Origin of the sequence: Serratia sp. LS-1, assembly GCF_003719595.1 — a bacterium.
GTDB lineage: Bacteria > Pseudomonadota > Gammaproteobacteria > Enterobacterales > Enterobacteriaceae > Serratia > Serratia ureilytica.
In genome coordinates, this window is the sequence record NZ_CP033504.1 from 2,515,540 (window position 1) to 2,539,577 (window position 24,038).

24 protein-coding genes are annotated in these 24,038 nt (G+C 58.9%); 14 read left to right on the plus strand and 10 right to left on the minus strand.

The window, feature by feature from the left end:
• The first annotated feature begins 13 nt into the window (after positions 1-13).
• The 4 genes from EDY99_RS12190 to EDY99_RS12205 all read left to right on the plus strand — a co-directional run bounded on the left by EDY99_RS12190 (position 14) and on the right by EDY99_RS12205 (position 2,984).
• Complete coding sequence (locus tag EDY99_RS12190) at positions 14-1,123, plus strand: YbdK family carboxylate-amine ligase (protein WP_123061784.1); 1,110 nt, start codon at positions 14-16, stop codon at positions 1,121-1,123.
• 95 nt (positions 1,124-1,218) lie between these two features.
• Positions 1,219-1,398, plus strand: a complete 180-nt coding sequence (locus EDY99_RS12195) for a hypothetical protein (protein ID WP_103101015.1) — start codon at positions 1,219-1,221, stop codon at positions 1,396-1,398.
• A 213-nt stretch (positions 1,399-1,611) separates the two neighbouring features.
• Positions 1,612-2,208: a hypothetical protein gene (locus tag EDY99_RS12200; RefSeq protein ID WP_123061785.1), complete on the plus strand. Its 597-nt coding sequence runs from the start codon at positions 1,612-1,614 to the stop codon at positions 2,206-2,208.
• Between the two features lie 2 nt (positions 2,209-2,210).
• Positions 2,211-2,984 (plus strand): DUF3307 domain-containing protein, encoded by a 774-nt coding sequence (locus EDY99_RS12205; protein ID WP_033650823.1) that lies wholly within the window; start codon positions 2,211-2,213, stop codon positions 2,982-2,984.
• Positions 2,985-3,032: 48 nt separating this feature from the next.
• Here EDY99_RS12205 and mgtA read toward each other — a convergent pair whose 3' ends face one another.
• Entirely contained in the window at positions 3,033-5,732 is a 2,700-nt protein-coding gene (gene mgtA, locus EDY99_RS12210) for a magnesium-translocating P-type ATPase (RefSeq protein ID WP_033650822.1), read from the minus strand.
• A 243-nt stretch (positions 5,733-5,975) separates the two neighbouring features.
• Entirely contained in the window at positions 5,976-6,674 is a 699-nt protein-coding gene (locus EDY99_RS12215; protein WP_025303346.1) for an MgtC family protein, read from the minus strand.
• A 501-nt stretch (positions 6,675-7,175) separates the two neighbouring features.
• On the opposite strand from EDY99_RS12215, the gene EDY99_RS12220 reads away from it, so the two are divergent.
• Positions 7,176-9,356 carry a glycoside hydrolase gene (locus EDY99_RS12220; protein WP_060660558.1) on the plus strand — a complete coding sequence of 727 codons (2,181 nt, stop codon included), beginning with the start codon at positions 7,176-7,178 and terminating at the stop codon, positions 9,354-9,356.
• 61 nt (positions 9,357-9,417) lie between these two features.
• Positions 9,418-10,803, plus strand: coding sequence for a CoA transferase (locus tag EDY99_RS12225; RefSeq protein WP_102948119.1), 1,386 nt, complete (start codon positions 9,418-9,420; stop codon positions 10,801-10,803).
• On the opposite strand, the gene EDY99_RS12230 is transcribed toward EDY99_RS12225, so the two are convergent.
• Entirely contained in the window at positions 10,800-11,675 is an 876-nt protein-coding gene (locus EDY99_RS12230; RefSeq protein WP_033643592.1) for a LysR substrate-binding domain-containing protein, read from the minus strand. The two genes, EDY99_RS12225 and EDY99_RS12230, sit on opposite strands and share 4 nt — an antisense overlap.
• A gap of 101 nt (positions 11,676-11,776) precedes the next feature.
• Here EDY99_RS12230 and EDY99_RS12235 point away from each other — a divergent pair, with 101 nt between their 5' ends.
• Entirely contained in the window at positions 11,777-13,192 is a 1,416-nt protein-coding gene (locus tag EDY99_RS12235) for a pyridoxal-dependent decarboxylase (RefSeq protein WP_046688509.1), read from the plus strand.
• Between the two features lie 12 nt (positions 13,193-13,204).
• Here EDY99_RS12235 and EDY99_RS12240 read toward each other — a convergent pair whose 3' ends face one another.
• Entirely contained in the window at positions 13,205-13,846 is a 642-nt protein-coding gene (locus EDY99_RS12240; RefSeq protein WP_033643593.1) for a GNAT family N-acetyltransferase, read from the minus strand.
• A 794-nt stretch (positions 13,847-14,640) separates the two neighbouring features.
• On the opposite strand from EDY99_RS12240, the gene rcsA reads away from it, so the two are divergent.
• Positions 14,641-15,270 carry a transcriptional regulator RcsA gene (gene rcsA / locus EDY99_RS12245; RefSeq protein WP_019453510.1) on the plus strand — a complete coding sequence of 210 codons (630 nt, stop codon included), beginning with the start codon at positions 14,641-14,643 and terminating at the stop codon, positions 15,268-15,270.
• Positions 15,271-15,487: 217 nt separating this feature from the next.
• Here rcsA and dsrB read toward each other — a convergent pair whose 3' ends face one another.
• Positions 15,488-15,688 (minus strand): protein DsrB, encoded by a 201-nt coding sequence (gene dsrB, locus EDY99_RS12250; protein WP_033643594.1) that lies wholly within the window; start codon positions 15,686-15,688, stop codon positions 15,488-15,490.
• 319 nt (positions 15,689-16,007) lie between these two features.
• Positions 16,008-16,220, minus strand: a complete 213-nt coding sequence (cspE, locus tag EDY99_RS12255; protein WP_004935122.1) for a transcription antiterminator/RNA stability regulator CspE — start codon at positions 16,218-16,220, stop codon at positions 16,008-16,010.
• A gap of 375 nt (positions 16,221-16,595) precedes the next feature.
• Between cspE and EDY99_RS12260 the strand changes: the two genes are divergently transcribed.
• The 3 genes from EDY99_RS12260 (at position 16,596) to EDY99_RS12270 (ending at position 18,858) form a co-directional block, all read left to right on the plus strand.
• Positions 16,596-16,973: a hypothetical protein gene (locus EDY99_RS12260; RefSeq protein ID WP_116286298.1), complete on the plus strand. Its 378-nt coding sequence runs from the start codon at positions 16,596-16,598 to the stop codon at positions 16,971-16,973.
• A 510-nt stretch (positions 16,974-17,483) separates the two neighbouring features.
• The gene (locus EDY99_RS12265) at positions 17,484-17,693 is read left to right on the plus strand and encodes a hypothetical protein (RefSeq protein WP_004935132.1); all 210 of its coding nucleotides are present in this window, start codon (positions 17,484-17,486) and stop codon (positions 17,691-17,693) included.
• Between the two features lie 157 nt (positions 17,694-17,850).
• Positions 17,851-18,858 (plus strand): NAD(P)H-quinone oxidoreductase, encoded by a 1,008-nt coding sequence (locus EDY99_RS12270; RefSeq protein ID WP_033643596.1) that lies wholly within the window; start codon positions 17,851-17,853, stop codon positions 18,856-18,858.
• A gap of 43 nt (positions 18,859-18,901) precedes the next feature.
• Here the strand turns inward: EDY99_RS12270 and EDY99_RS12275 are convergent, their stop codons facing one another.
• On the minus strand, positions 18,902-19,954 hold the full coding sequence (locus EDY99_RS12275) for an SDR family oxidoreductase (RefSeq protein ID WP_116286299.1): 1,053 nt from the start codon (positions 19,952-19,954) through the stop codon (positions 18,902-18,904).
• A gap of 110 nt (positions 19,955-20,064) precedes the next feature.
• On the opposite strand from EDY99_RS12275, the gene EDY99_RS12280 reads away from it, so the two are divergent.
• Positions 20,065-20,997 carry a LysR family transcriptional regulator gene (locus EDY99_RS12280; protein ID WP_116286300.1) on the plus strand — a complete coding sequence of 311 codons (933 nt, stop codon included), beginning with the start codon at positions 20,065-20,067 and terminating at the stop codon, positions 20,995-20,997.
• A 3-nt stretch (positions 20,998-21,000) separates the two neighbouring features.
• Here EDY99_RS12280 and EDY99_RS12285 read toward each other — a convergent pair whose 3' ends face one another.
• The 3 genes from EDY99_RS12285 to EDY99_RS24905 all read right to left on the minus strand — a co-directional run bounded on the left by EDY99_RS12285 (position 21,001) and on the right by EDY99_RS24905 (position 21,946).
• A complete protein-coding gene (locus tag EDY99_RS12285; RefSeq protein ID WP_019453502.1) occupies positions 21,001-21,390 on the minus strand; it encodes a YidB family protein in 390 nt (129 codons plus the stop codon).
• Positions 21,391-21,485: 95 nt separating this feature from the next.
• Complete coding sequence (locus EDY99_RS12290) at positions 21,486-21,734, minus strand: GlsB/YeaQ/YmgE family stress response membrane protein (protein ID WP_004935146.1); 249 nt, start codon at positions 21,732-21,734, stop codon at positions 21,486-21,488.
• Positions 21,735-21,745: 11 nt separating this feature from the next.
• Complete coding sequence (locus EDY99_RS24905) at positions 21,746-21,946, minus strand: DUF883 family protein (RefSeq protein WP_033643599.1); 201 nt, start codon at positions 21,944-21,946, stop codon at positions 21,746-21,748.
• Between the two features lie 560 nt (positions 21,947-22,506).
• Here EDY99_RS24905 and EDY99_RS12300 point away from each other — a divergent pair.
• Together EDY99_RS12300 and yjdN are read left to right on the plus strand one after the other, a co-directional pair.
• Positions 22,507-23,427 carry a Kdo(2)-lipid IV(A) acyltransferase gene (locus tag EDY99_RS12300; RefSeq protein WP_033650814.1) on the plus strand — a complete coding sequence of 307 codons (921 nt, stop codon included), beginning with the start codon at positions 22,507-22,509 and terminating at the stop codon, positions 23,425-23,427.
• 176 nt (positions 23,428-23,603) lie between these two features.
• Positions 23,604-24,023 carry a VOC family metalloprotein YjdN gene (gene yjdN, locus EDY99_RS12305; RefSeq protein ID WP_046687369.1) on the plus strand — a complete coding sequence of 140 codons (420 nt, stop codon included), beginning with the start codon at positions 23,604-23,606 and terminating at the stop codon, positions 24,021-24,023.
• Positions 24,024-24,038: the final 15 nt, after the last annotated feature.

Here is a 24,038-nt window from a genome sequence, read left to right on the forward strand (position 1 = left end):
AGGGGGAGGCGCCATGCCGCTCACATTCAAACCGTCGGAAAGACTCTCCATCGGCACCGAAATAGAGCTGCAGCTGGTCGATGACGAGCACTACGATCTTACGGATCGGGCTGACCGGGTGGTCAGCGCGGTCGGTGACCGCCGACGCGTCAAACATGAGCTCACCAAGTCGATGGTGGAACTGAACAGCTCGGTGCACCGCGATCTCGATGCGCTGCACGCCGAGCTGCGCGCCCTGACCGATACCGTCCGGCGTAGCGCACGGCGCCTGGGCTGTGACGTCTGCGGCGGCGGCCGCCACCTGAGCAACGACTGGCGCAAGCAGGTCATCAGCGACAACGCGCGCTACAGGCAGCTGGCCAGCCGTTTTGGCTATCTCTCCAAGCTGGCCTGCGTATTCGGCCAACACATCCACCTCGGCGTCAACGACGGAGACGAGGCGATGTACCTGTGCCATGCGCTGACGCCCTATTTTCCGCAGCTGATCGCGCTCAGCGCTTCGTCACCGCTGTACCAGGGCGTCGATACGCGCTTTGCCAGCTCCCGTTTCAGCGCACAGAATTCTTTCCCCAATTACGGCTGCCTGGAACACATCTACAGCTGGCGCGAATTCAACGCCTACTATGACCGGCTGCATGCCGCCGGCGTCATCGACAGCGTCAAGGATATTTACTGGGATGCGCGGCCGAAACCGGAGCTGGGCACGGTAGAGATCCGCATCTGCGATACGCCGCTGCGCCTCGCGCACGCCACGCTGCTGGTCGGCTACTGCCGTCTGCTGGCCGATTTTCTGTTGCAACACCGCACGCCGATCGCGCCGGAGTACGATGCCTTCACCAACTACAACAAGCTCAACGCCTATCGCAGCGGTTTCGCCGCCGAATACGTCGATCCCGCCACGCTGCGCCGCTGCAGCCTGACTGCACATATCCTGCACACCCTCGACACGCTGAGCGGCTTCGCCGAGCGGCAGGAGGATCGGGCCGTGCTGCAGGCGGTCGAGCGCCATGTGCGCCGGGGCGTCAGCGATGCGGAGCATATCCGCCAGATGTTGCACAACGGCCTGCCGCAAACCCAGGTCATCAAACGCCTGTGCGATGAGCTGTTGCAACCGGCAAGTTAAGTTTCGGCTATCGATTCCATACGCCAAAGCGGCTGTTCATTATGTGCTCTTTCGCTACAATCGTGAGCACTGACATTCACCGCATCGAGGACACTATGTACAATTTCTCCCGCTATCAGGCAAAAGAACTGGCGCTGGCTTACATGAGCGGCAAAAAGCACGATCTGTCGCCGCAGGAGTTTTTGCAGCAGCTGAAAAACAGCGAAAGATCGTTTGAGCACCTGCTGAAACACGGCAGTGAAATGCCGCGTGACGTGCTGGTCAAAAGCTTCTGAACGGCCGGTCGCCGGCCTCTTTCCGTCTACGCCGCCGGTGGCGGGCCTGACAGGTCCGCGCATTCCCGGCCGTCTCTCTCCCTTTCTCTTCGCCCCCGGCGTTTCGCCTCCACCGACCAACACCCGAAAAATTCGCCTTTAGAGACGAATTATTGACATATTCGTATTCAGGTGCGAATTTATAGTCATCCCCCATCCACAACGGATCACACCATGCCGACGCCAATCAGCGTAATCAGCGGCGATCTGGTCGATTCTCGCCGGTCAGACACCGTCAACTACCTCAACGGGCTGCACAGCCTGCTCGATCGGCTGCAGCGCGACGGGCGGCTGCGCCAGGTGGAAATCTTTCGCGGCGATGCCTTCCAGGCGCAGGCCGCGCCGGAGGACGGGCTGTTGCTGGCAGTGTATATTCGCACTGCGCTGCGGGCGATGGGCACCGCTCACTGGGATGCGCGCATCGCCGTCGGGCTGGGTAGCCAACGGCCCGACGCCGCCGGTTACGGCAGCGCCTTTATCAACTCCGGCAGCGCGCTGGACGCTATGACGAAAAATTGCCGCCTGGCTCTGAAAACCGACAAGGATCGGACAAACGCCATTGTCAGCGATCTGCTGCCGATGTTAGATCATGTCATTGGCCGCTTGTCGCAGACCGAAGCGCGCATCGTCCAGGCGAGAATGTTCGCCGACAGCGGCGCGGCCGTAGCCGAGCAGCTGCAAAAAGCCGCTTCCACGGTCTCCGCCACGCTCAAACGCGCGGCCTATGAGGAGATCATGCGGTTTATTCACGCCATTAACAGGATCGTCTGACTATGGATCTGACCTATGCGCCTTTACTGGCCTGGTTGTTGATCGTCCATCTGCTGGCGGATTTTCCGCTGCAGCCGCTGAGTTGGGTGGAAGATAAAATCCAACATCGCGCGCGTTCGCGTTTTCTGCTGTTGCACGCGTTGCTGCATGGGGTGCTGGCCGCCTGGGTGGTGGCCGGTTTCGGCCTGCTGCACGGCGGACTGTCTTCACTGCAGGTGCTGGTCAGCCTGCTGGTTATCGCCGTCAGCCACTACCTGATCGATTTGCTGAAAGTCACCGCCATGATCCGCCTGAGCCCGGCCCGCAGCTTTCTGCTCGATCAGGGATTGCATCTGGCGGTGATCGCCTTGCTGTGGCTGGGGCTGACGCCGAATGCCGGTGAACTGCTCGCGGCGTTGGGACGGCAACTGGGGAGTTGGCAAACCGGCCTGGTGCTGGTGGCCTACAGCCTGATTTATCTGCCGATGAGCCTGCTGATTGGGCAACTGCTGGCGCGCTGGACGCCGCAAATGCCGCCTTCGGCCAAGGCCGACAACGATTCGCTGCTGCGCGCGGGCAAACAGATTGGCTATCTGGAAAGAACGCTGATCCTGACCTTTGTGCTGCTGGGGCAAATTCCGGCGATCGGTTTTTTGCTGGCGGCCAAATCTATCTTCCGTTTCGGCGATCTGCGCCAAAGTGACGATAAGATGCGTACCGAGTATGTGCTGCTCGGCACGCTGTTTTCCTTCACGCTGACCATCATGCTCGGCCTGCTGGTCAACAAACTGCTGTAGCGGTGCGGGGGCGAAGAATTTCGCCCCCGAAGTGAACGCCGAGGCGGCTTAGAGCCACTCGCCGAAGCGGCGGATATAGAAACGCTTCATCAACTGTGCGACCACGCAGTAGCTGACCAGCGTAGCGGCCAACCACGGGAAGTATTCCCACGGCAGCGGCTGCAAGCCAACCAGGGCGCCGAGCGGCGAGAACGGAATGTAGATGCCGAGCGCCATCACCAACCCGGTGGTCAGCAAGACCGGCAGCGCCGCCGTGCTCTGAATGAACGGGATCTTCTGGGTGCGCAACATATGCACCACCAGCGTTTGCGACAGCAGCCCCTCAATGAACCAGCCGGACTGGAACAGCGCCTGGTGTTCCACGCTGTTGGCGGCGAACACGTACCACATCAGCGCATACGTCGTGATATCGAAGATTGACGAGGTCGGCCCAATCCACAGCATAAAGCGCCCGATGTTTTTGGAGTCCCACTTGCGCGGTTTGCGCAGAAACTCTTTGTCCATCTTGTCCCACGGCAGCGACAGCTGAGAAATGTCGTACATCAGGTTCTGAATCAACAGGTGGATCGCCAGCATCGGCAGGAACGGGATGAAGGCGCTGGCCACCAGCACCGAGAACACGTTGCCGAAGTTGGAGCTGGCGGTCATGTTCAAGTACTTGATGATATTGCCGAAGGTCTCGCGCCCTTTGATTACCCCCTCTTCCAGCACCATCAGGTTCTTTTCCAACAGGATGATGTCCGCCGACTCCTTGGCGATATCGGTACCGGTGTCGACCGAGATGCCGACGTCGGCGTCGCGCAGCGCCGGCGCATCGTTGATGCCGTCGCCGAGGAAACCGACGGTATGGCCGTTGGCCTGCAGCATTTTCAGCACCCGCGATTTTTGCAGCGGCGTCAGCTTGGTGAAGACCGTGCGCTGTTCCACTTCGCGCGCCAGTTCTTCGTCATCCATCTGTTCAATCCGCAGCCCGGAGAGCGGCTCGCCCGGCTCCAGCCCGACGTCGCGGCAAATCTTGCAGGTGATCACCGGGTTGTCGCCGGTCAGCACCTTCACCGTCACGCCATTTTCCTGCAGCGCGGCGATCGCCTGCTGAGCGCTCTCCTTCGGCGGATCGAGGAAGGTCAGCAGCCCTTGCACCACCATATCGCGTTCGTCGGCCACGCTCAGCGGTTCGGCCGGGCGCTGCGCATCCAGCTCGCGCGTCGCCAGCACCAGCACGCGGAAACCGTCTTCGTTATATTCTCGGGCCAGCGCCTGCAACGCTGCACGGCGCGCGTCGTCCAGCACCAGCGTCTGATCGCCTTCGCGCACGTGGGTGGCGATCTCCAGCATCTCCTCCACCGCGCCCTTACAGATCAGCTGCTGGCAGCCATTCTCATCCGCCACCACGATCGACAAACGGCGGCGCACGAAATCGAACGGCAGCTCATCCACCTTGCTGAAACGCCCCAGGGCTTCAATCCCCGGTTTGCCGCGGCCAAAGCGGATCACCGCCTGATCCATCAGGTTCTTCATGCCGCTCTGATGGAAGCTGTTCAACCAGGCCAGGTGCAACACCTCGTTATCTCTGGCGCCGTTGACGTCGATGTGATGCTCGAGAATGATGCGGTCCTGGGTCAGCGTGCCGGTCTTGTCGGTGCAAAGCACGTCCATGGCGCCAAAGTTCTGAATGGCGTTCAGACGCTTCACCACCACCTTACGACGCGACATGGCGATCGCCCCTTTCGCCAGGTTGGAGCTGACGATCATCGGCAGCATTTCCGGCGTCAGGCCGACCGCCACCGCCAGCGCGAACAGCGCCGCTTCGCTCCAGTCGCCTTTGGTGAAGCCGTTGATCAGCAACACCACCGGCACCATCACCAGCATAAAGCGAATCAACAGCCAGCTGACGCTGTTCACCCCGCGATCGAACGCAGTCTGCGCCCGTGTCCCGACGATCGACTTGGCCAACGAGCCGAAGTAGGTGCGCCCGCCGGTCGCCACCACCACCGCCGTAGCGGTACCGCTGGCGACGTTGGTGCCCATCAGACAGATGTTGGAGAGCTCAAGCAGCGCGTTCTCGCTGGACACTTCCCCTTCGCTCGACTTCTGCGCCACGTTGCCCATCGCATCGTATTTCTCGATAGGGATCGCCTCGCCGGTCAAAATCGCCTGGCTGATGAACAGATCGCGCGAGGCGATAAGACGCACGTCGGCCGGCACCATGTCACCGGCGGAGAGCTGGATGATATCCCCCGGCACCAGTTCGCGGATCGGCACTTCCAGCGTCAGCGGATGCGCGCTGTAGCTGCTGCGGCGCAGCACCGTGGCGGTAGTGCGCACCATCGATTTCAGCGCTTCCGCCGCTTTGTTGGTGCGGTATTCCTGCCAGAAACGCAGCAGCCCGCTCAGCGTGACCATGGTCAGGATGATAATGACGCCGGTGAGTTCAGTTTCTTCACCGCTCTGGAGCGGCAGCCAATAATCGGTAAAGAAACTGATCGCAGCCAGCACCATCAGCACGAAGATAAACGGGTTGTTGAAGGCCTTGATCAGCTGGATCAAGGCATGCGGCGCCTTGTCATGGGCGACCTGGTTGGCGCCGAACTGCTCCAGCCGCTCATCGGCGTCGTCCTGGGTCAAGCCGTTGCGGTTGCACTTCAGGTTCGCCAGCGTTTGAGCGATGCTGTTGGTGGCCTCTTGCGCAATGGCGTAGGTCACCGCGTCTTTATCACGGCGACGCGTTCTTTCATTAATCTGAGTCATAACGCTATTCTCTTATTTTAGTTCTGCGCACAGCGAAGCCCCGCCCGATAAACAGGTGACTATGCGCAGCTTGGAATTTTTTATTAGCGTGACTAAATGGCGGAATTACCCTGTCAGCCACGCTGGGATCATTTTCCTTCCGGGGTCATCGTCCATAACGCCTCCTTAATGTTCAGCGTTATTCAAGGCGTGCATGAATAAACCTGAACATATAATCAAGTTAATCAATATTTATATCATTAATCAGACCGGTAATTCGGACGCGACGCGCCAGCGAACGGCACTCACGCTTTTTTCCAGACTGACGCGGCAGACAATACCTTCGATTTCTTTTTGCGCGGCCGGCGTAGCGGTAATTTCCGCGCACACTTCCAATTGCCCCGGGCTCGAAATATCGGCGCTGCGCAAGGATTGCAGCCGCAAGGCGACGCCGTTCAGCGCCTGCAGGATCAGGGTGCGCACCAGAATTTCGTCCTGCTCGCCGCAGGTCACCTGAATGCGATAGCACAGTTCCAGATCGGTCGCCTGCTGATGCGGCTGCAGATTGATGCGCTGCGCGGCTTCGCGCAGCAGGATATTGGCGCACAGGATCACCAGCGTAGCGACCACCGCATCCCAATGCTGGCCCAGGCCGCACAGTACGCCGATCCCCGCCGAACACCACAGCGTGGCGGCGGTATTGAGGCCGCGAATATTAAGCCCTTCACGCATGATCACGCCGGCGCCGAGGAAGCCGATACCGGATACGATCTGCGCCGCCACGCGGCCGGCGCTGGCCGGATCGGTGGACATGGAGCTGAGAATAAAGACCGCCGCGCCGGTCGCCACCAGCGCATTGGTGCGCAGGCCGGCCATGCGTTGGCGCCACTGGCGTTCGGCGCCAATGACCGCGCCCAGGCACATCGCCAGCAATAAATTCAAAACGAAAGGAGTCATAGCCATGACTGTCCCCTTAATTAACCGCAGGAGATAAAATCATGTGCTGTTTAGCACACGCGAAATCGCGCTGAAAATAAATCAGCGAATCAGCGTGCTGTGCCTGGAGGGAAAAGGCTGTGGCTGCAGAATACCATAATAACGTCCAACTCAATTCACCTGAAACCGTCAGGCATCAGGAAACGTTTCTTATTCGGGTATGCACAGCTCAGAAATAACTGGAGAGGGGTGCTGCCCGCCGATAACGGCAAGCAACAAATCAGAAGAGAATTGGTCAGCTTGCCTTATTTGTTTTATTACAACTACAACTGTCCAATTGGGTTTCTCCACTGAAATTTTGGCTGAGTATAGTGACGTCGGGTAATGAAGTAAAGGCTAATTTATTAAACGAAAAATAAACTGGAATACGGCGTTTATATTTCGATGTCACAAATAGAAGATGGCGACATTGGGCGACAGTGCGCTTATCGGTAAACTGCCCTCTTTCATCTTCCAAGGACGCCCCTGATGAAACAACGGTTTTCCCCGCTCGCGCTGGCGCTGCTCATCAGTTTTCCCGCCGATGCCTTACTGCTGCAGCAAGGCGACGTGCAATTTGAACTCGACCCTGCCACGCTGCATATCGCCGCAGGCCCGGTGCCGATCAATCTGGCGCAGCCTGCGCAGCAGGTAACGGATCTTACCGCAACGCCACGACGCGCCAGCTGGCGATGGCCGCAACGCGCAATCAACGTCAGCGCCCGTCTGGAAGGCGGCGATCTGCGCCTGAGCTTCAGCAGCGATCGGCCGCAAACCCTGAACTGGTATCGTATGCCGCAGGGGGAAACGCTGCTGTTGCCGATCGGCGAAGGCAGCCGCATCCCGCTGGACAACGCGGTCTGGCGTCATTACCTGACGACGGAAATGACGCCGCTGGATACCAACTGGGATCTGAAACTGCCGCTGTGGAGCCTGCAACACCAGGGTAAGGTCTACAGCTGGCTGATGTTGACGCCGTTCAGTAACCAGATAGCCTTCGCCACCGCGCAGGAAAAGCTGGCGATGCGCGCCAGCCACCAATTCAATCGCTTCAATCAACAACAGGCATTCGAGGTGCTGCTGCACGTCGGCAACGCCCCGCTGTCCGGCGCCCGCCGTTACCGCGACTATCTGCAACAAAACGGCCGGTTCAGCAGCCTGCGCGAGAAGATCAAGCAGGCGCCCGAAGGCGAAAAGCTGATCGGCGCTACCCATATCTATCTGTGGGGCGACCAATTGCTGGCGGCGGAAGATGTCAAGGATTGGCCGGGATTACTGCACTACTTCGCCTCTCCCGCCGCCGAAGCGCTGCGGCAGAAGATGGACGCCGAGAGCAGAAGCTTGCTGCTGCGGCTGGCGGGAAAAACGCCGGAGGGCTGGCAACAACAGCCCCTGATCGACGGCATCAACCGGGCGTTGACGGCGCAGTTCGCGCTTGGCGCGACGCCGGATGACGCCAACTTTCTGCAGGCGCAACAGCGCCAGGCCGCCGCAGTGCGGGCGCTGGCGCAACGGGAGCTGGGACGCTGGTTAACCCCAGCGGACGGTTGGGGGCAAGGGTTGGCCAAACCGTTGATCGACGCGCTGCGCCAGGCCGGTTTGCCGCGCCTGTGGTTGGGCACCGATAACTGGACCGCCGCCTTCCTGCACCCGCAAGCGGTAGCCGCCGCCAAAGCGGCCGGTTATCTGATCGCCAGCTACGACTCCTACGATACCGCCATCGCGCGCGGCGTCAACGACAGCTGGCTCACCGCGCAGTTGCCGACGACGCTGCGGGAATCCTGCGCCATCGTGCGTGCAGACGGCAGCAGGAAACCCGGCTTCGGTAAACAGGGTTATTACCTCAATCCAGGCTGTGTCCTGCCCTATTCTCAACAGCGCATGCGCGAACTGGTGCAATTGGCCGGGTTGAACAGCCTGTTTCTCGATGTGGACGGCACCGGCATGGTGTCCGACGACTATCAGCCCGACCACCCAACCGGCGCGGCGCAGATGGCCGAAGCCCGCAACGCCCGGCTCGCCTGGTTCAGCGCCACCCTTAAGTTACCGCTGGGCTCAGAGGATGGTAACGCAGTGACCGCGCGCAGCCTGATGTTCGCCCACGGCATGGAAACCTGGGGATTCGGCTGGGGAGATAAACAGATGAATCAGGATAAATCCTCGCCCTATTATCTCGGCGCTTGGTGGCCCAACGCCCAACCGGCGTTTTTCTTCCGCCCCGCCAAAGTGAAACAGCCCTACCGTACCGTCGAATTCGATCCGCGTTACCGCCTGCCGCTGTACCAGGCCGTTTTCCACGATGCTATCGTCAGCAGCCACCACTGGAATTACGACAATCTGAAATTCAGCGACGTTCAGACCACCCGCAGCCTGCTCAGCCAGCTGTACAACACCGCGCCGATGTTCCACCTGAGCCGCACCACTCTGGCGGCGCGCTTACCGGCGATAAAACGCGCCGATGCCGCCTTCCGGCCGCTGCATCAGGCCTTGTGGGATAAAGCGTTAACCGACTTCCGCTGGCTCGATCGGGACGGCTGGGTGCAACAGACGACGTTCAGCGACGGATCGACCCTGACCGCCAATTTCAGCGCGCAACCTTTCGGCGGCGTGGCGCCCCACAGCGTACGCGCCAAACTGGCCGACGGCCGCACTCTCGACGTCGCACCTTAGCAAGGCCGCCGACAGTGGGCTACGCTAGGCTATATTTCCGTTTACCCACAAGGAGCGGCCGATGACTCCCCTGATCCACACTCTGCTCGACGAGATTTGGCAAAGCCTCGGGCAATGCCCTGCCCCCGCCGATCGCCTCACCGTAAGCGGCACCGGCGCATTGCCTTCGGCTTTTCCCGTGACCGAATTGGCCACCGCCGCCTGGAGCGCTGCAGGTTTAGCCTGCGCCGAGCTGCTGCGGCGCGAGGGTACCGCCGCGCAGCAGGTTTGGGTCGATCAACGCCTGGCCTCGCTTTGGTTCGGCTGGACGCTACGCCCGCTGGGTTGGACGCTGCCCGCCGCCTGGGACGCGCTGGCCGGCGACTACGCCACGGCGGACGGCTGGATACGCCTGCATACCAATGCGCCACACCATCGGCGAGCGGTGGAACAGGTGCTGGGCCCGGCATCGAAGAAAGGCGCGCTGGCGGAACGTGTGCTGGCCTGGAAAAAAAGCGAGCTGGAGGAAGCGGTGATCGCGGCCGGCGGCTGCGCAGCCCAAATGCGTTCGGCGGCCGCGTGGCGACAACATATTCAGGGTAAAAGCGTGGCGCTCGAACCGCTGATCCACACCGCATTGCAGCCGGAAGCGCCATCGCCCGGCTGGACGCTGCCCGTCGCCCGGCCGCTGCACGGCGTGCGGGTGCTGGACCTGACGCGCATTCTCGCCGGGCCGATCGCCACGCGTTTTCTCGCCGGCTTGGGCGCCGACGTGCTGCGTATCGACCCTTACGGGTGGGATGAGCCCGGGGTCGAACACGAAGTGATGTTGGGCAAGCGCAGCGCGCGCCTCAATCTGACCAATGCGCGCGATCGCCATACGTTTGAGCACCTGCTGAGAAACGCCGACGTGATCGTGCACGGCTACCGCGCCGGCGCGCTGGAGAAACTGGGCTATGGCGCGGAGGAAAGGCACGCGCTGGCGCCGGGCCTGATCGACGTCTGCCTGAATGCCTACGGCTGGAGCGGGCCGTGGCGCACCCGGCGCGGTTTCGACAGTCTGGTGCAGATGAGCTGCGGGCTGGCGGAGGCGGGCATGGTTTGGCGCAGCGCCAGTTTGCCTGTGCCGCTGCCGGTACAGGCGCTGGATCACGCCACCGGCTATTTGATGGCGGCGGCGGTGCTGACCGGTATGACGCAGCGCCTGTACCGCGGCACCGGCTATCGCGCGCGCTTGTCGCTGGCGCGGACGGCGCAGCTGCTGCTGGCGCATCCCTACCCGACGCATTATCGGCCGGAACCGCTGACACCGGCCGGAAGCGCCGACGAGAACCCTGAAACGGAACTGACTCACTGGGGGGCCGCGCAACGCCTGCGCGCGCCGTTGAGTCTGCAGGGCACGGCGCTGCAATGGGCGCTGCCGGCGACCACGCTCGGCACCTCGCAACCGGAATGGCTACGCCGCTAAATCGCCGCCAACTGCTGCTGAAGCCACTGCAGCAAGCGGGTGACCGCCGGCGTCAACCCGGCGGTCTGCGGCCATGCCAGATAAACGTCGTCATCGCTCAGGCGACAGGGCGCGGCCAAGGCCACCAGCCTCCCCGCGTCGAGAGCATCCTGCACCAGCAGCTTTTTCGCCAACGCGATGCCAAACCCTTGCTCCGCCGCGCGAATCAATAATCCGGCATCGTTGAACAACGCCTGTTGCCGCCCGCATAACGGGCGCCCCTGCGCGTTGAACCAGTCGCGCCAGGGACTGACGTCGTGCTCGAGCAACGGAATATCGCCACCGTTCTCGAAAGCCGCCCCCCATTCTCGCGCCATATCCGGCGAAGCGACAGGCAACACGTCCCCCGAGGCGATGCGCTGCGCCTGCAGCCCCGCCCATTGACCGCTGCCGATGCGGATCGCCGCATCGAACCCCCGCTGCGACAGATCCTGCAGCGCCAGCGACGCATCGATATCCAGCGCAATATCGGCACAGGCCTCATGAAAAGCCGACAGACGCGGCAGCAGCCAGTAATGGGCAAAAGACGGCAACACGCTGATGCGGAGCGTCTGGCTTGCCGCCGCTCGCCGGGCGCGGGCGACGCCCTGCTGCAGCGCCTGCAGCGCCGGCTCTACCGCCGCCAGCAACTCTCGCCCGGCGGCATTCAAGCGCACACCGCGCCCGCGCCGTTCAAACAGCGGAGAGCCGACCGCCTGCTCCAACAGCTGAATTTGCTGGCTGACCGCGCCGTGCGTCAAATGCACCTGTTGCGCCGCAGCGCGCAAATTTTCCAACCTGGCGGCGATCGCAAAGGTCGGCAAGACATGCAAGGGAATGCGTTCACTCATCATTGGTTAACCAGGCTATCCAAAAAGGTTATTTTTCATCGATTTTGACCGGCAGGCAAATGTTCTATGTTTACCCCATCATCCCTGACGCTTTCGGAGCCGCCATGCACCCACGTTTACAACAGGACCTCGCACAGTTTCCGCAGATCCTCGATCACACCCGCCAACTGGCGGAAGATTTCCTGGCTGGGCTGCAGCAACGCTCGGTCTGCCCACCGCTCGAGCATCAGCAGCTGCAACCGGGCGACGATCGGCTCGACGAAAACGGCGAAGGCGCCCTGGCGGCGCTGGAGCGCTTTTGGCAACGTTATCAGGCCGGCATTTCCGCCAGCGCCGGCCCGCGTTATTTCGGCTTCGTCACCGGCGGCGGCACCCCGGCGGCGGTCGCAGCGGACTGGCTGGTTAGCGTGACAGACCAAAATAGCCTGCTCAGCCATGATACCATCGCAGCCACGATCGAGCTGGCGGCCGTGACGCAATTGAAATCCCTGCTGGGCCTGCCGGAAACGTTCAGCGGCAGCCTGGTCAGCGGCGCGACCATGGCCAATTTCACCGGGCTGGCCATTGGTCGGCAGTGGCTGGGGCAACAGCGCGGCGTGGATATCGCCCAACAAGGCCTGGCGGCGCTGGGCCCGATCCGGGTTCTTGGAGCCAATCCGCATTCCAGCAGCGTGAAGGCGCTCAGCATGCTCGGTATCGGCCGCGAGGCATTGACGATCGTCGCCAGCCTGCCGGAGTCTGAAGCCATGGATATGGCGGCGCTGGAGCGGCAGCTGGCCGCTAGCGCAGGCCAGCCAACGTTGGTACTGGCCAGTGCCGGCACGGTCAATACCGTCGCTTTCGACGATCTGCCGCAACTGCTGGCGCTGCGAGAGCGTTATCCATTTTGGCTGCATGTCGATGCGGCATTCGGCGGCGTGGCGGCCTGCTCGCCGCTCTACGCCCCAAGGCTCGAGGGCTGGCAGCATGCCGATTCCATCACCGTCGATGCGCACAAATGGCTGAACGTGCCTTATGACAGCGCGATCCAATTTACCCGCCATCTGGATCTGCAGATGCAGGTATTTCAGAACCATTCGGCCTACCTGGAAGCACCGACGCTGCGGCCAGACAACTATCTGCATCTGACGCCGGAAAATTCGCGCCGCTTCCGCGCCCTGCCGCTTTGGCTGACGCTGAAAGCCTATGGCCGCAGCGGCATACGAGATATCGTCGAGCGCAATGTCGAACTGGCGCAGGCGCTGGGAGCGGCGTTAGCGGCCGAGGACGGTTTCCATCTGTTGGCGCCCGTGAATATGAACGTGGTGTGCTTTGCCCTCAGTCATCCACAGGGCGACAGCGAAGCGGCGCGCGATCGCTTTCTCGAACGCCTTAGCCGGCATGGGGTGGCGCGTTGCACCCCTACGCGTTATAACGGCCAGCCGGGGATCCGCGCCGCGCTGGTCAACTGGATGACGGAGGAACAGGACATTCGCCTGACGCTGGACTCGCTGCGCCATTGCCTGGCGGAGACGGCCTAAACGCCTGGCGCGTCACCCGGGCTGGAAGGCCTGCAAACGCCGTTCTTGCCGCCCGTCGTCGCCGATGTTATCCGGCGACAGCCAGGCGGCAAACGCCGAGCGCAGCGCCGGCCATTCTCCATCGATGATCGACAGCCAGTCGGTGTCGCGCGTGCGTCCTTTGACGACGACCGCCTGACGGAACGTGCCCTCATAGCGAAAGCCAAAACGCTCGGCGGCCTGACGCGAAGGCAGATTGAGGCTATCGCATTTCCATTCGCAGCGCCGGTAACCCAGATCGTCAAACAAATGGCGCAGCATCAGGAAAATGGCCTCGCTGCCGAGCGCACTGCGCTTCATCAGCGGGGACCAGTTGATGGTGCCCAGTTCAGCCGCACCGTTGGCGGGATCGATGCGCAAAAAAGCGCAGGTTCCTACCGCGCGCCCGTTCGCCTGATCGATCACCACCATCGTGCGCCTGTCGGCGCTGGACGCCAGGGCCTGCAGGTAATGCTGAAAATCCTCGCGCGTCTGCGGCCGCGCCCAAAACAGATAGGTCCAGTCGCGGTCGTCCTCGGCGGTTTGATAAGCCTGATAAAGCTCGTCGCCCCAGCGTTCGAGGTTCAGCGGTTCCAGGCGGCAAAACCGCCCTGACAGTAACGCTTGCCCGGGCATGCCTGCCGGCTGCCAATGAGGGAGGGCATCGCCTATCGGCTGCCCATATTGATTTTGTCTCACCGCGACATCCTGTTTTTGAAAGGTGCAAGAGCAAATTAAAACCGGCACGGGTCAGAAACAACTCCGACCTGCCGCCGCCCCTGCCGACCGGCTGGCAAGACGATAGTTTAGAAAAATCACTCAATCACCGATAAACATTCACACAAATGATTTCATATGAAATAAATATCCACATAACCTATTGTAAAATGGTGATTTATGGCAACAATTAAGCTACACATTCCAGCAATAATGTTAACTTTTGTTTGTTGTTATGATAAAAACAGAAGCGCTTATCATTAGCGAAAGGTGCCAAGACAATCATAACGCAATGATTTTTATGATTAAAAATAGAATAACCCAGGAGTGAGTGCTTTTTGAGCACTTAAAAAGCACGCTAAAAGACTTCAAAAAAAAGACACATGAATTTTTTTTAAGACTTTTCCTAGCAAACTAAAATTTTGTTTCGTGACATGATGAACAGATTATCAGCAGACAATGCCGGCAGGCGCGGGCGCCAAGCGCGAATCAGGCCCATCATGCCGACGCCGGGCGAGTAGCGGATCGCTCTGACTTAAGCCAAACTTATAGATTCATGCGATTAATAAGTTTAGTATGAAAATATCATTGAGTGCCGTCGTGTTTATTGATAGAACACTCGCTACACTGAATTATTGTTCCATTTTGCCTTTCGGCTTTTTAGGCTTTTTCTCATATTACCGCAGTAAAACGGATTTAAGTGGGGGTGCGATATGCCAACGATTATCATGGATTCATGTAGCTATACCAGATTGGGGTTAACCGACTATCTGACTTCGCATGGCGTGAAGAAGCGCCATATTAATGCCATCGAGGACATTGACAGCCTGCATGAAAAATGCAGTAAGTTGAATCCTAGCCTGGTGTTTATTAACGAGGACTGCTTCATCCATGAAGCAAACGCCACGGAGCGAATAAAACGGGTGATTTCACTGCACCCGGATACGTTATTCTTCATCTTCATGGCTATTACCAATGTACATTTCGACGATTATTTATATGTTCGCAAGAACGTCATCATATCGTCAAAATCCATCAAACCAGAGACTATGAATCAGCTACTTAGTCATTATCTCGAGAAAAAATCCCTACGGGTGGAGAAATCCTCTCTGGATCAAACGCCGGTGACGCTGAGCCAAACTGAATCGAACATGTTACGCATGTGGATGTCAGGGCAAGGCACCATCCAGATATCAGACCAGATGCAAATAAAGGCCAAAACGGTCTCTTCCCACAAGGGAAACATCAAGCGGAAAATAAAAACGCACAACAAGCAGATCATTTACCACGTTGTCCGTTTGACCGACACATTGACTAGTGGAATATTCGTCAATAGCCGCTGAACCGTAGAGAACGCCCCCACTTTGTTTACCCATCGTTAAATATCCGGTGATAACGTAATCCGGTTCTCAAACGCTGGGATAACCAAAAGAATACCTGCTGCGTTATCCCCCGCTAGCGCAACGGGTATTTTTATGTCGTCGATAAAAAAATTCTTACCGCATTGAAATAATCTCAAAATAGACAGTTTCGTTAGCAAATTAATGAGATTATTCGAAGTTACTGTCCGGGCGCGCCGCAAGGCTCCACAAAAGTGCCGTCACGGCTGTCGATTTCATTAAAAAACCACACGCCCGCCGGGTAGTCCTCAAGAGACACCAGATACATGGTACCTTCGTTGAAGACCTCTACGGCCAGAATGACGCCTTCGCGCCGTGGGCCGCCATCTGTTTTTACCGTCACTCGATCGTTAACCTGCATACCCTTCCCCATTCTTTGCGATTGGCATCAGTGTATTACAAAACCCCGGGTGAAGGACACCGCCCCAGCCCTGCCGGTCTCTGCTATCAGCGTAGCAGCCGCCTGGATTTTCACTTTCTTAACGGTTTGACCGCAGAATCTTAAGCCGTCCTCGCGTAACCTGTCTTCAGGCGTTTCCCCCCCAGAGAAGCGCTTGCAAATGAAGAAGTAACAAGGAACTTTTGCCCGCAGACTTGCGGGCTTTTTTTATGCGCCGTCAAATTGCAGGCATAAAAAAACCCGCCTCGGCGGGTTTTATTCAATCAGCGGTAGACGCCAATTAGATAGCGGTAACGTTAGCCGCAGATGGACCTTTCGCACCGTTCTCGATAGAGAACTGTACGTTCTGGCCTTCAGCCAGGGTCTTGAAGCCTTGATCCTGGATAGCAGAGAAGTGTACGAATACGTCTTTGCTGCCGTCTGCTGGGGTGATGAAACCAAAACCTTTAGCTTCGTTGAACCACTTCACTTGACCTTTGATCATGTTGGACATGTCTAATTTCCTTCAATAATAATGTTAGCCGCCATGGGCGAGATAGCCGGTCATCAGTTACTTATGGAGGCACTGGAAAGGAAATTCGTCAGAGAAGGGCTATCCGGGATAACGCTTTAAATTTGAACTACTTTACTCAAAATGTCGTGCATAAATAGGTCTGTACCACAGGCCGACATCATTAACTCACGAGCGAGCGGCAATAGCAACCTTTTTCGCCGTGCAGGGGCGTTAATCTCGGCTAAACGCACAGGATTTGACCCCGTCTGCCTACGGGATCGCCAGCTGAATCCCCATTACGCCGCAGTCAAATGATAGTAATTCTCGTTTTACTGTTTTATAGTTGCCCGGCGTAATCATCCAGGGAGACCCACCATGCCGAGATGGCTCACATTACCGGCCGCCAGCGCCGCCGCCCTGCTGGCCTTTGCCGCTTACAGCGCCCCGCTTGGCGCGCTGGAGCTGAATTATCAAGCCCCCGATCCCAGCGTCGCCCCCGCGCCCAAGCCGCCGGCGTCGCCTGGGCCCGCGCCCAAGGCCGAGAAACCGCCGATCACCTGGGCAGAGGCGCGAGATAAAAACGGTTTTCGCGTCGACATCGAGTGCGATCATCCGGGCTGCAGCAAGCCGCGCACCAAACCTTATCCCGCGTATGACGGCCCGGTGAAGAAAACCGATCGCCGCCGCCAATCCGATCCTTATTCCACCAACCAGGATCCCGATTACAACATTCAGTTAGGCTATGAGTGGTAATGACGCTTTCGGAGTAATGCCTATACCTCCCGCAATCACAGCCGCTTAGAATGGCGTCAGTTCACCACTCCTCCTGGTGTTGAACATGACAAGCTGTGTTGCAAATCTTTATGCGCCTCCCTATAGGCGCTTTTTTTTTGCCCTTCTCGCATCACGCCTTCCCGATTACAGATTGGTCTCATTGCCCTGCAAAGTGATGAATGTCACAAATACGCCTCCTTGCCATTCTTATTCGGAGGTGATGTTCATGGCCACAGGATCTCTTGCCCTCCTGGCCGTCTTGGCCGGCATTGCGGGCTATGCGCTCTATAAACACTTCAAATCTCAGAAGAAAAGCGCATTCGTTCGCCCGCACGATCGGTAACCGACAACGCATTTTCACCGCAAAGGCGCGGCACGCCGCACGCCGCGCCTGCGGTTATCGTCATCCTTTCATCACAAAACTGTCACAATATGGCCATATGATGATTAGCGATTATCCGTTCTGGCTTAACACCAAGGATTTCGCCCATGACCATAATTAAAGCTGCAAACCACCAGGAAGCAGAAAAGCTCATCCGCGCCGGCACAGCCAAGAAAATTGAACTGGCTTACGACATCGGCAGCGACGATTTCTTCCAGCTTGCCAGCCTGTGGTGCGATAAAGGCGCCAAGATCTCCAAGGGAAAAGAACACTTTATCGTTTCATTGAAAGGGTTCCGCATCCCCCCTAACGATTGATACCCAGCCGCCCATCGCGGCGGCGTCTCCTCCTCATTCCTCGCAAAACCGCTCTATTCGACCACGCGCACCTCATTCGATTTCGCTAAGCTAACAGCAGACTTTATTGTGGACGCGCCACCTGATAACCGCGTCCGCCACGATGAGGAGAGTAACCATGTCAACGAATGCACCGCTGCCCGACACGATGAAAGCGATTGAGATCAGCCAACCCGGCGCCCCCGAGGTTCTGGTCGTCGCCGAACGTCCGGTGCCGGTTCCGCAAGCGGGCCAACTTCTGGTGAAAATCGCCGCCGCCGGCGTTAACCGCCCCGACGTGCTGCAACGTCAGGGGAACTATGCGCCACCGCCCGGCGCCTCGGATATTCCCGGCCTCGAAATTGCCGGCGAAGTGGTGGCCATCGGTGAAGGCGTGACCCGCTTCGCGATCGGCGATCGGGTTTGCGCCCTCATCGCCGGCGGTGGCTATGCGCAATACTGCGCCGTGCATGAAAGCAATGCGCTGCCGGTTCCGGCGGGCCTGAGCCTGACCGAGGCCGCCGCGCTGCCGGAAACCTTCTTTACCGTCTGGGTCAACGTGTTCCAGCGCGGTCACCTCAAAGCCGGCGAGACCGTGTTGATCCACGGCGGCACCTCGGGTATCGGCACGGTCGCCACCATGCTGGCGAAAGCCTTCTGCGCCCAGGTGATCACCACCGTCGGTTCAGAAGAGAAGCGTCAGGCGAGCCTGGCGCTGGGCGCCGACGTGGCGATTAATTACCGCAACGAAGACTTTGTCGCCCGCACCAAAGACGCCACTAACGGCAAAGGCGCCGACGTGATCGTCGATCTGATCGCCGGCGACTATGTGGCCAAGAACTATCAGGCCGCAGCGATGGAAGGCCGTATCGTGCAAATCGGCACGCAAAACGGCGTGGTAAAAGAGCTCAACCTGATGCCGCTGCTCTTGAAACGCTTGACCCATACCGGTTCGACGCTGCGTTCGCGCAGCGTCGCGGACAAAGCGCAGATTGCCGCCGAGCTGCACGAGAAAGTTTGGCCGCTGCTGGAGCGCGGCGTGCTGAAACCGCAAATCTTTAAAACTTTCCCGCTTGAAGAAGCGGCCGCCGCGCATGCGCTGATGGAATCCAGCGAGCACATCGGCAAAATCATGCTGACGTTCTGAGACCTTTCCCCGCAGCGGGGCTGCGGGGACATTTATGCCGCATTCAGGGAATGATGCGGCGACGGCGAAATGCATCGAACAGCGAGAAAAACATGGCTTCGGTTTCGACAAACTGATGGAAACCGAAACGCCGCGCCTTGCTGCCGTCCGCGAACATGTCGTAGTCCCAGGAAAAGACGAAATCGGCGAAACGCCAGCCGGCCACCGCCCGGTAATCGGGCTCTGTCAAGGAGTGCCGTTGCGCCAGCTCGCGCCACAGCGGCGCTTTGTCCGCCATCATGTTTTCCAGCATCATCGGCAACGGCGGCGCACATTCCAGCCCGAAGTACGCGGCGATTTTCGGCCACATTTCGCTCCAGCGAAACAGATCGCCGTTGTTGATGTTAAACGCCTGATTGGCTGCCGCAGGTTCGGTCGCCGCCCAGAGCGTGGCGCGTGCCAGCAGTCCGGCGTCGGTCATTTCCAACAGGCTGTGGTAAGCGCCCGGCTTCCCGGGAAAGCGCAGCGGCAGCCCGAGCGCTTTACTGATCGAGGCGTAAACCGCGATGCTTAACGCCAGATTCATCGGGTTGCCGAGCGAGAAGCCCCCCACGACGCTCGGGCGAATGGCGCTCCAACGCCAGCGCTTGCCTGTTTGGCGCTGCTCCAGATACTGCTGCTGCGCCACGTTAAACTCCGGCGGCATATGCCCGGCATCGCTTTCACGCGCCGGCGTTTTAAACGGCCCCAAATGCGCGCCATAAACTTTATAGCCCTGCATCAGGCTGATATGTTCCAATGCCGGCGCAATCGGCTCCAGCCCTTCGACAACGTGTTGCAACATTTGCAGGTTCGGCGCCACCAGCCCCGCCCAATCCGGAGCATCTTGATAGGCGGCATAGAAAACGTGGCTAATCGCGCTCAGCGGCCGCAGCGCGTCCCGCGTCGCCGCCGCATCCAGCAGGTCAACCTGCAGGTGGCGCACCCCAGGCGCCGTTTCGCCGCCCCGGCGCGAAACGCCCACCACTTGCCAACCTTGGTCAATCAGCTCCTCAATCAATCGGCGCCCAATCACGCCATTGGCGCCGATCACCAGCGCCTGTCGCTTTGCGTTCATTTTGTCACCCCTCGGATTATCGATACCCTGAGTGTTATTGATTAGCGATGCTTGCGGTAGAGGAGGGTTTCCACTAACACTAATAAGAAATATCTATAGGCAAAATCGACATGGATAAGCTGAACGCAATGAAAACCTTTATGCGGGTGGCGGAGCTGGGCAGCCTGTCGGCCGCCGCGCGCGATCTGCGTTTGACGCAGCCGGCGGTCAGTCAGCAAATCGCCGGTCTGGAACAGCAGTTGGGGGTGCAGCTGCTGTTTCGCAGCACGCGTGCGGTCACCCTGACGGAGGCCGGCAATGATTACTATCAGCGCCTCAAACCGATTATGGCGGCGGTCGACGAAGCGGAAGAGGCGTTGCACGGCCAGCACCACCAGCTGCAGGGCAATTTGCGCCTGCATGCGCCGACCGGATTCGGACAACGGCATATCACCCCTTTGGCCATCGCGTTCCAAAAACGTCATCCGGATCTCACCATCGAGCTGCTGCTGGACGATCGCCGCGCCGACGTCATCGGCGAAGGCATCGACGTGGCGCTGCGCTTCGGCGAATTGCACGCGCCCGGCATGGTGGCGAAACGGTTGGGTGAGCTGCAACGCCTGCTGGTCGCGTCGCCGGCCTATCTGGCCAGGCATGGCGCCCCTCGTTCGCCGGCGGATCTGGTGAAACATGCGCACATTCGCTACAGCGGCCTAAACGATGGCGATACGCTCACCCTGCTCGGCCCCCACGGCGCCGAGATGGTCGCGCTGCGACCCACGTTTCGCGCCAACAATACCTTATCGCTGCTGGCGGCCATCGAGGCCGGGGCCGGCATCGGTGGCGCTCAGCGGCCGCTGATCGGCGAACAGCTGGCGACGGGGGCGCTGGTTCCCGTCTTGCCGGAATACCGCTACCCGCCCATGGCGCTGCATGCGGTCTATCCCGCTTTACGTTTTATTCCGCAGAAAGTGCGCGCCTGGGTGGCGCATTTGCAACAGGCGTTGACGGCGATCGAGGGAATTAGCGGAGTGAATGCCCCCGGCCAGACGCCGGGAGCATAATCATTATTTGAACAGTTTGCCGACCATGTCGCCCAGTTCATTGCTGTCTTGCTGCACTTCACCGTTTGGCGAAGCGGCATCCGCTACCGTCGGCAAGAACTGTGCAATGGTGCTGGACGCCTGGGCCGGATCGACGCCCAGCTTTTCAGCCAATTGATTGATCGCATCGCTGCCCAACGCCTGCTGCACATGATCGCCGGTAATCGGCTGGTTTTCGCCGTTACCGAGCCAGGAACCGACGATATCGCCGAACTGCCCCTGGCGGAACTTGTCCAAAATGGCCTGCAGGCCGCCTTGTTGCTCGACCCACTGCATAATGGCGATGTAGTCGATGCCTTTGCCGTTGGCGCCGCCGCCCAGAATGTTACCCAATACGCTATCGAACAGACCCATGATATTCCCCTTTCAGCCGCTGCGGCCCGTGCCGCACAGCCGGATTGATTTCACGAAAAAGGGCCGCCGCGGCGACCCTGTTGAGCAACGGCTGCTTAGCCTTTGATCTTCCTGTAGACAAAAAGCACCACCAGGGCACCGATGACCGCCACCACGAAGCTGCCCAGGTTAAAACCGTCAACGCGCCCCATACCGAAGAAGGTGCTGATATAGCCGCCGACGACGGCGCCCACGATCCCCAGTATAACGGTAACAATAAAGCCGCCGCCGTCTTTGCCCGGCATAATCCATTTAGCCAGGATACCGGCGATTAAACCAAAAATGATCCAGGAAATGATGCCCATTTTTACTCTCCCTATTGCCTTTTGCCTAACAGAAATCCTATTACCAGGCCCACGACGGCGCCGGCGCCTACCCCTGCCCAAGGGTTATCCTTGATGCAGGCACATGATTGCTCGAGCGCTGCCTTTACGCCGCTGCGCACTTCGCAGGCGGTGGTTTTAACGTAGTCGCTCGGTTGCTCAACACCGCTTAGATCGTCATTTTCATATGACATGTCAAATCCTTACAGACCCGCCCTCTGAGAACTTCGTCACCTGTTTCACGTCCGGCGCCGCCCGTTCCGCGATCTTGCTCTGGACACTCTGCCCACAGCCGTTCAAGACGGGGCGTACGGCGACAAACGCACAACATCACACTATGACTATAGTAAAAAATCAGCGGTTTACCCATTTCCGTCCGTCTGAATTTCACCGCTTCAAAAGCGATCGCATTTCATCCCATTGTCATCTGGGCAGGCTAAACTTTAAACACAGCCTCCTGGAGGAAACGCCGATGTTCAATGCCCCTTTTGTCCTGATTCTCGCGCTGCTGTATGCGCTGGCTGCCGTTTGGGACGGTTCCGCCGCGCTGCTGTTTCTCTAAGGTTACATAGCGGTGAATATCCGCCCTTCCCTCGGTAAAAATCTCATTTCGTTCCGTTTCCCGTCTGCGCTTAAATAAAGCGTAAAAAAAAGCATGAATGGAAAACCCGGTCTCACAAAAAATGCTCTATCATTTCGCACATAACAATTTGGGTTAAGGTCCCATTGCGAAATTAAAGGAAGAACAGAAAAAATGATTTCAAACCAACGCTTTGAGCGCGAATTCTTGCGCCCTCGTTATTGGTTGCTGTGGATAGGGCTGGGAATACTCTATCTATTGGTGTTATTGCCCTACCCGCTCATTTATCGGCTTGGACACGGCCTTGGCAGAATCGCCATGCCCCTGATGAAACGCCGGGTAAAAATAGCGCGCCGTAATTTAGAACTCTGTTTCCCTGAGATGCCCGCCGCCGAACGAGAGGCGCTGATTGTCAAAAATTTTGAGTCCGTCGGCATGGGCCTGTTCGAAGTCGGCATGGCCTGGTTCTGGCCTGACTGGCGCATCGCCCGTTGGTTTAAGGTGAGCGGCATGGAAAACATGCAGTTGGCGCGTCAGGACGGGAAAGGCGTGCTGCTGATCGGCCTGCATTTCCTCACTCTGGAGCTGGGCGCGCGCATCTTCGGCATGCAAAACCCCGGCATCGGCGTACACCGCCCGCACAATAACAAGCTGATGGAATGGGTGCAGACCTGGGGCCGGCTGCGCTCGAATAAATTCATGATCGATCGTAAAGATATCAAAGGCATGATCCGCAACCTGAAGCAGGGTGAAATCCTGTGGTACGCGCCGGACCACGATTACGGCCCGCAAAGCAGCGTGTTCGCGCCGTTCTTCGCCGTGGAAAACGCCGCCACGACGACCGGCACCTATATCCTGGCGCGTATGGGGCGGCCGTCGATCGTGCCATTCGTGCCGCGCCGTCTGCCGAATGCCCGCGGCTACGAGCTGATCGTGCAGCCGCCGCTGACGGACTTCCCGCTGGACGATGAAACGCGCGCGGCGGCCATGATGAACCGCGTGGTGGAAGAACAGGTGCTGCTGGCGCCCGATCAATACATGTGGTTGCACCGCCGCTTTAAAACCCGCCCACCCGGCGAACCTTCGCTGTATTAATCGCCTTCGCGCCTTCGCCCGCCCTGCCGGCGGCGAAGGCGCTCACCTCGCACGAGCATTCTACGTCAGGGGGACTACACTAATAAGTCACCGACGGCAATTATTGCCGCCAGCAATCATTTCTTCCCGCCCGAGGGCCGGTCGTTGCCTGTCGGGCCACAACCGAGGTCAATGTCATGCTGGTACAACCCTATTTGTTCTTCAGCGGTAACTGTGAGCAAGCGATTAACTTCTATGTACAGCAGTTGAATGCCAAAATTGAAATGGTCATGCGCTTTAAAGACATGCCCGAAGAAGCCCGCCAAGGCGGGCCGCAGGATGTCAATCCTGAAGCGATCATGCATGCGCGTCTGCTGATTGGCGACGGCGTGCTGATGGCCTCCGACGGCTGTCCGCAGGATGACAGCGGCGGCGCTTCCCACAAAGGCTTCTCGCTGTCGCTGAACCCCAGCGACGCGGAACAAGGACGCAAACTGTTCGATAATCTGGCGCAGGGCGGCCAGGTGACGATGCCTTATCAAGCCACCTTCTGGGCCAAAGGCTTCGGCATGCTGACCGACAAATTCGGCGTCAACTGGATGATCAACGTCGAATAACCCCGCATGGCGCCG

Excerpts from the sequence above, each read along its gene's own strand:
- EDY99_RS12190 (WP_123061784.1), top strand. The coding sequence starts at position 14 with ATGCCGCTCACATTCAAACCGTCGGAAAGACTCTCCATCGGCACCGAA.
- EDY99_RS12195 (WP_103101015.1), top strand. The coding sequence starts at position 1,219 with ATGTACAATTTCTCCCGCTATCAGGCAAAAGAACTGGCGCTGGCTTAC.
- EDY99_RS12200 (WP_123061785.1), top strand. The coding sequence starts at position 1,612 with ATGCCGACGCCAATCAGCGTAATCAGCGGCGATCTGGTCGATTCTCGC.
- EDY99_RS12205 (WP_033650823.1), top strand. The coding sequence starts at position 2,211 with ATGGATCTGACCTATGCGCCTTTACTGGCCTGGTTGTTGATCGTCCAT.
- mgtA (WP_033650822.1), bottom strand. The coding sequence starts at position 5,732 with ATGACTCAGATTAATGAAAGAACGCGTCGCCGTGATAAAGACGCGGTG.
- EDY99_RS12215 (WP_025303346.1), bottom strand. The coding sequence starts at position 6,674 with ATGGCTATGACTCCTTTCGTTTTGAATTTATTGCTGGCGATGTGCCTG.
- EDY99_RS12220 (WP_060660558.1), top strand. The coding sequence starts at position 7,176 with ATGAAACAACGGTTTTCCCCGCTCGCGCTGGCGCTGCTCATCAGTTTT.
- EDY99_RS12225 (WP_102948119.1), top strand. The coding sequence starts at position 9,418 with ATGACTCCCCTGATCCACACTCTGCTCGACGAGATTTGGCAAAGCCTC.
- EDY99_RS12230 (WP_033643592.1), bottom strand. The coding sequence starts at position 11,675 with ATGATGAGTGAACGCATTCCCTTGCATGTCTTGCCGACCTTTGCGATC.
- EDY99_RS12235 (WP_046688509.1), top strand. The coding sequence starts at position 11,777 with ATGCACCCACGTTTACAACAGGACCTCGCACAGTTTCCGCAGATCCTC.
- EDY99_RS12240 (WP_033643593.1), bottom strand. The coding sequence starts at position 13,846 with ATGCCCGGGCAAGCGTTACTGTCAGGGCGGTTTTGCCGCCTGGAACCG.
- rcsA (WP_019453510.1), top strand. The coding sequence starts at position 14,641 with ATGCCAACGATTATCATGGATTCATGTAGCTATACCAGATTGGGGTTA.
- dsrB (WP_033643594.1), bottom strand. The coding sequence starts at position 15,688 with ATGCAGGTTAACGATCGAGTGACGGTAAAAACAGATGGCGGCCCACGG.
- cspE (WP_004935122.1), bottom strand. The coding sequence starts at position 16,220 with ATGTCCAACATGATCAAAGGTCAAGTGAAGTGGTTCAACGAAGCTAAA.
- EDY99_RS12260 (WP_116286298.1), top strand. The coding sequence starts at position 16,596 with ATGCCGAGATGGCTCACATTACCGGCCGCCAGCGCCGCCGCCCTGCTG.
- EDY99_RS12265 (WP_004935132.1), top strand. The coding sequence starts at position 17,484 with ATGACCATAATTAAAGCTGCAAACCACCAGGAAGCAGAAAAGCTCATC.
- EDY99_RS12270 (WP_033643596.1), top strand. The coding sequence starts at position 17,851 with ATGTCAACGAATGCACCGCTGCCCGACACGATGAAAGCGATTGAGATC.
- EDY99_RS12275 (WP_116286299.1), bottom strand. The coding sequence starts at position 19,954 with ATGAACGCAAAGCGACAGGCGCTGGTGATCGGCGCCAATGGCGTGATT.
- EDY99_RS12280 (WP_116286300.1), top strand. The coding sequence starts at position 20,065 with ATGGATAAGCTGAACGCAATGAAAACCTTTATGCGGGTGGCGGAGCTG.
- EDY99_RS12285 (WP_019453502.1), bottom strand. The coding sequence starts at position 21,390 with ATGGGTCTGTTCGATAGCGTATTGGGTAACATTCTGGGCGGCGGCGCC.
- EDY99_RS12290 (WP_004935146.1), bottom strand. The coding sequence starts at position 21,734 with ATGGGCATCATTTCCTGGATCATTTTTGGTTTAATCGCCGGTATCCTG.
- EDY99_RS24905 (WP_033643599.1), bottom strand. The coding sequence starts at position 21,946 with ATGTCATATGAAAATGACGATCTAAGCGGTGTTGAGCAACCGAGCGAC.
- EDY99_RS12300 (WP_033650814.1), top strand. The coding sequence starts at position 22,507 with ATGATTTCAAACCAACGCTTTGAGCGCGAATTCTTGCGCCCTCGTTAT.
- yjdN (WP_046687369.1), top strand. The coding sequence starts at position 23,604 with ATGCTGGTACAACCCTATTTGTTCTTCAGCGGTAACTGTGAGCAAGCG.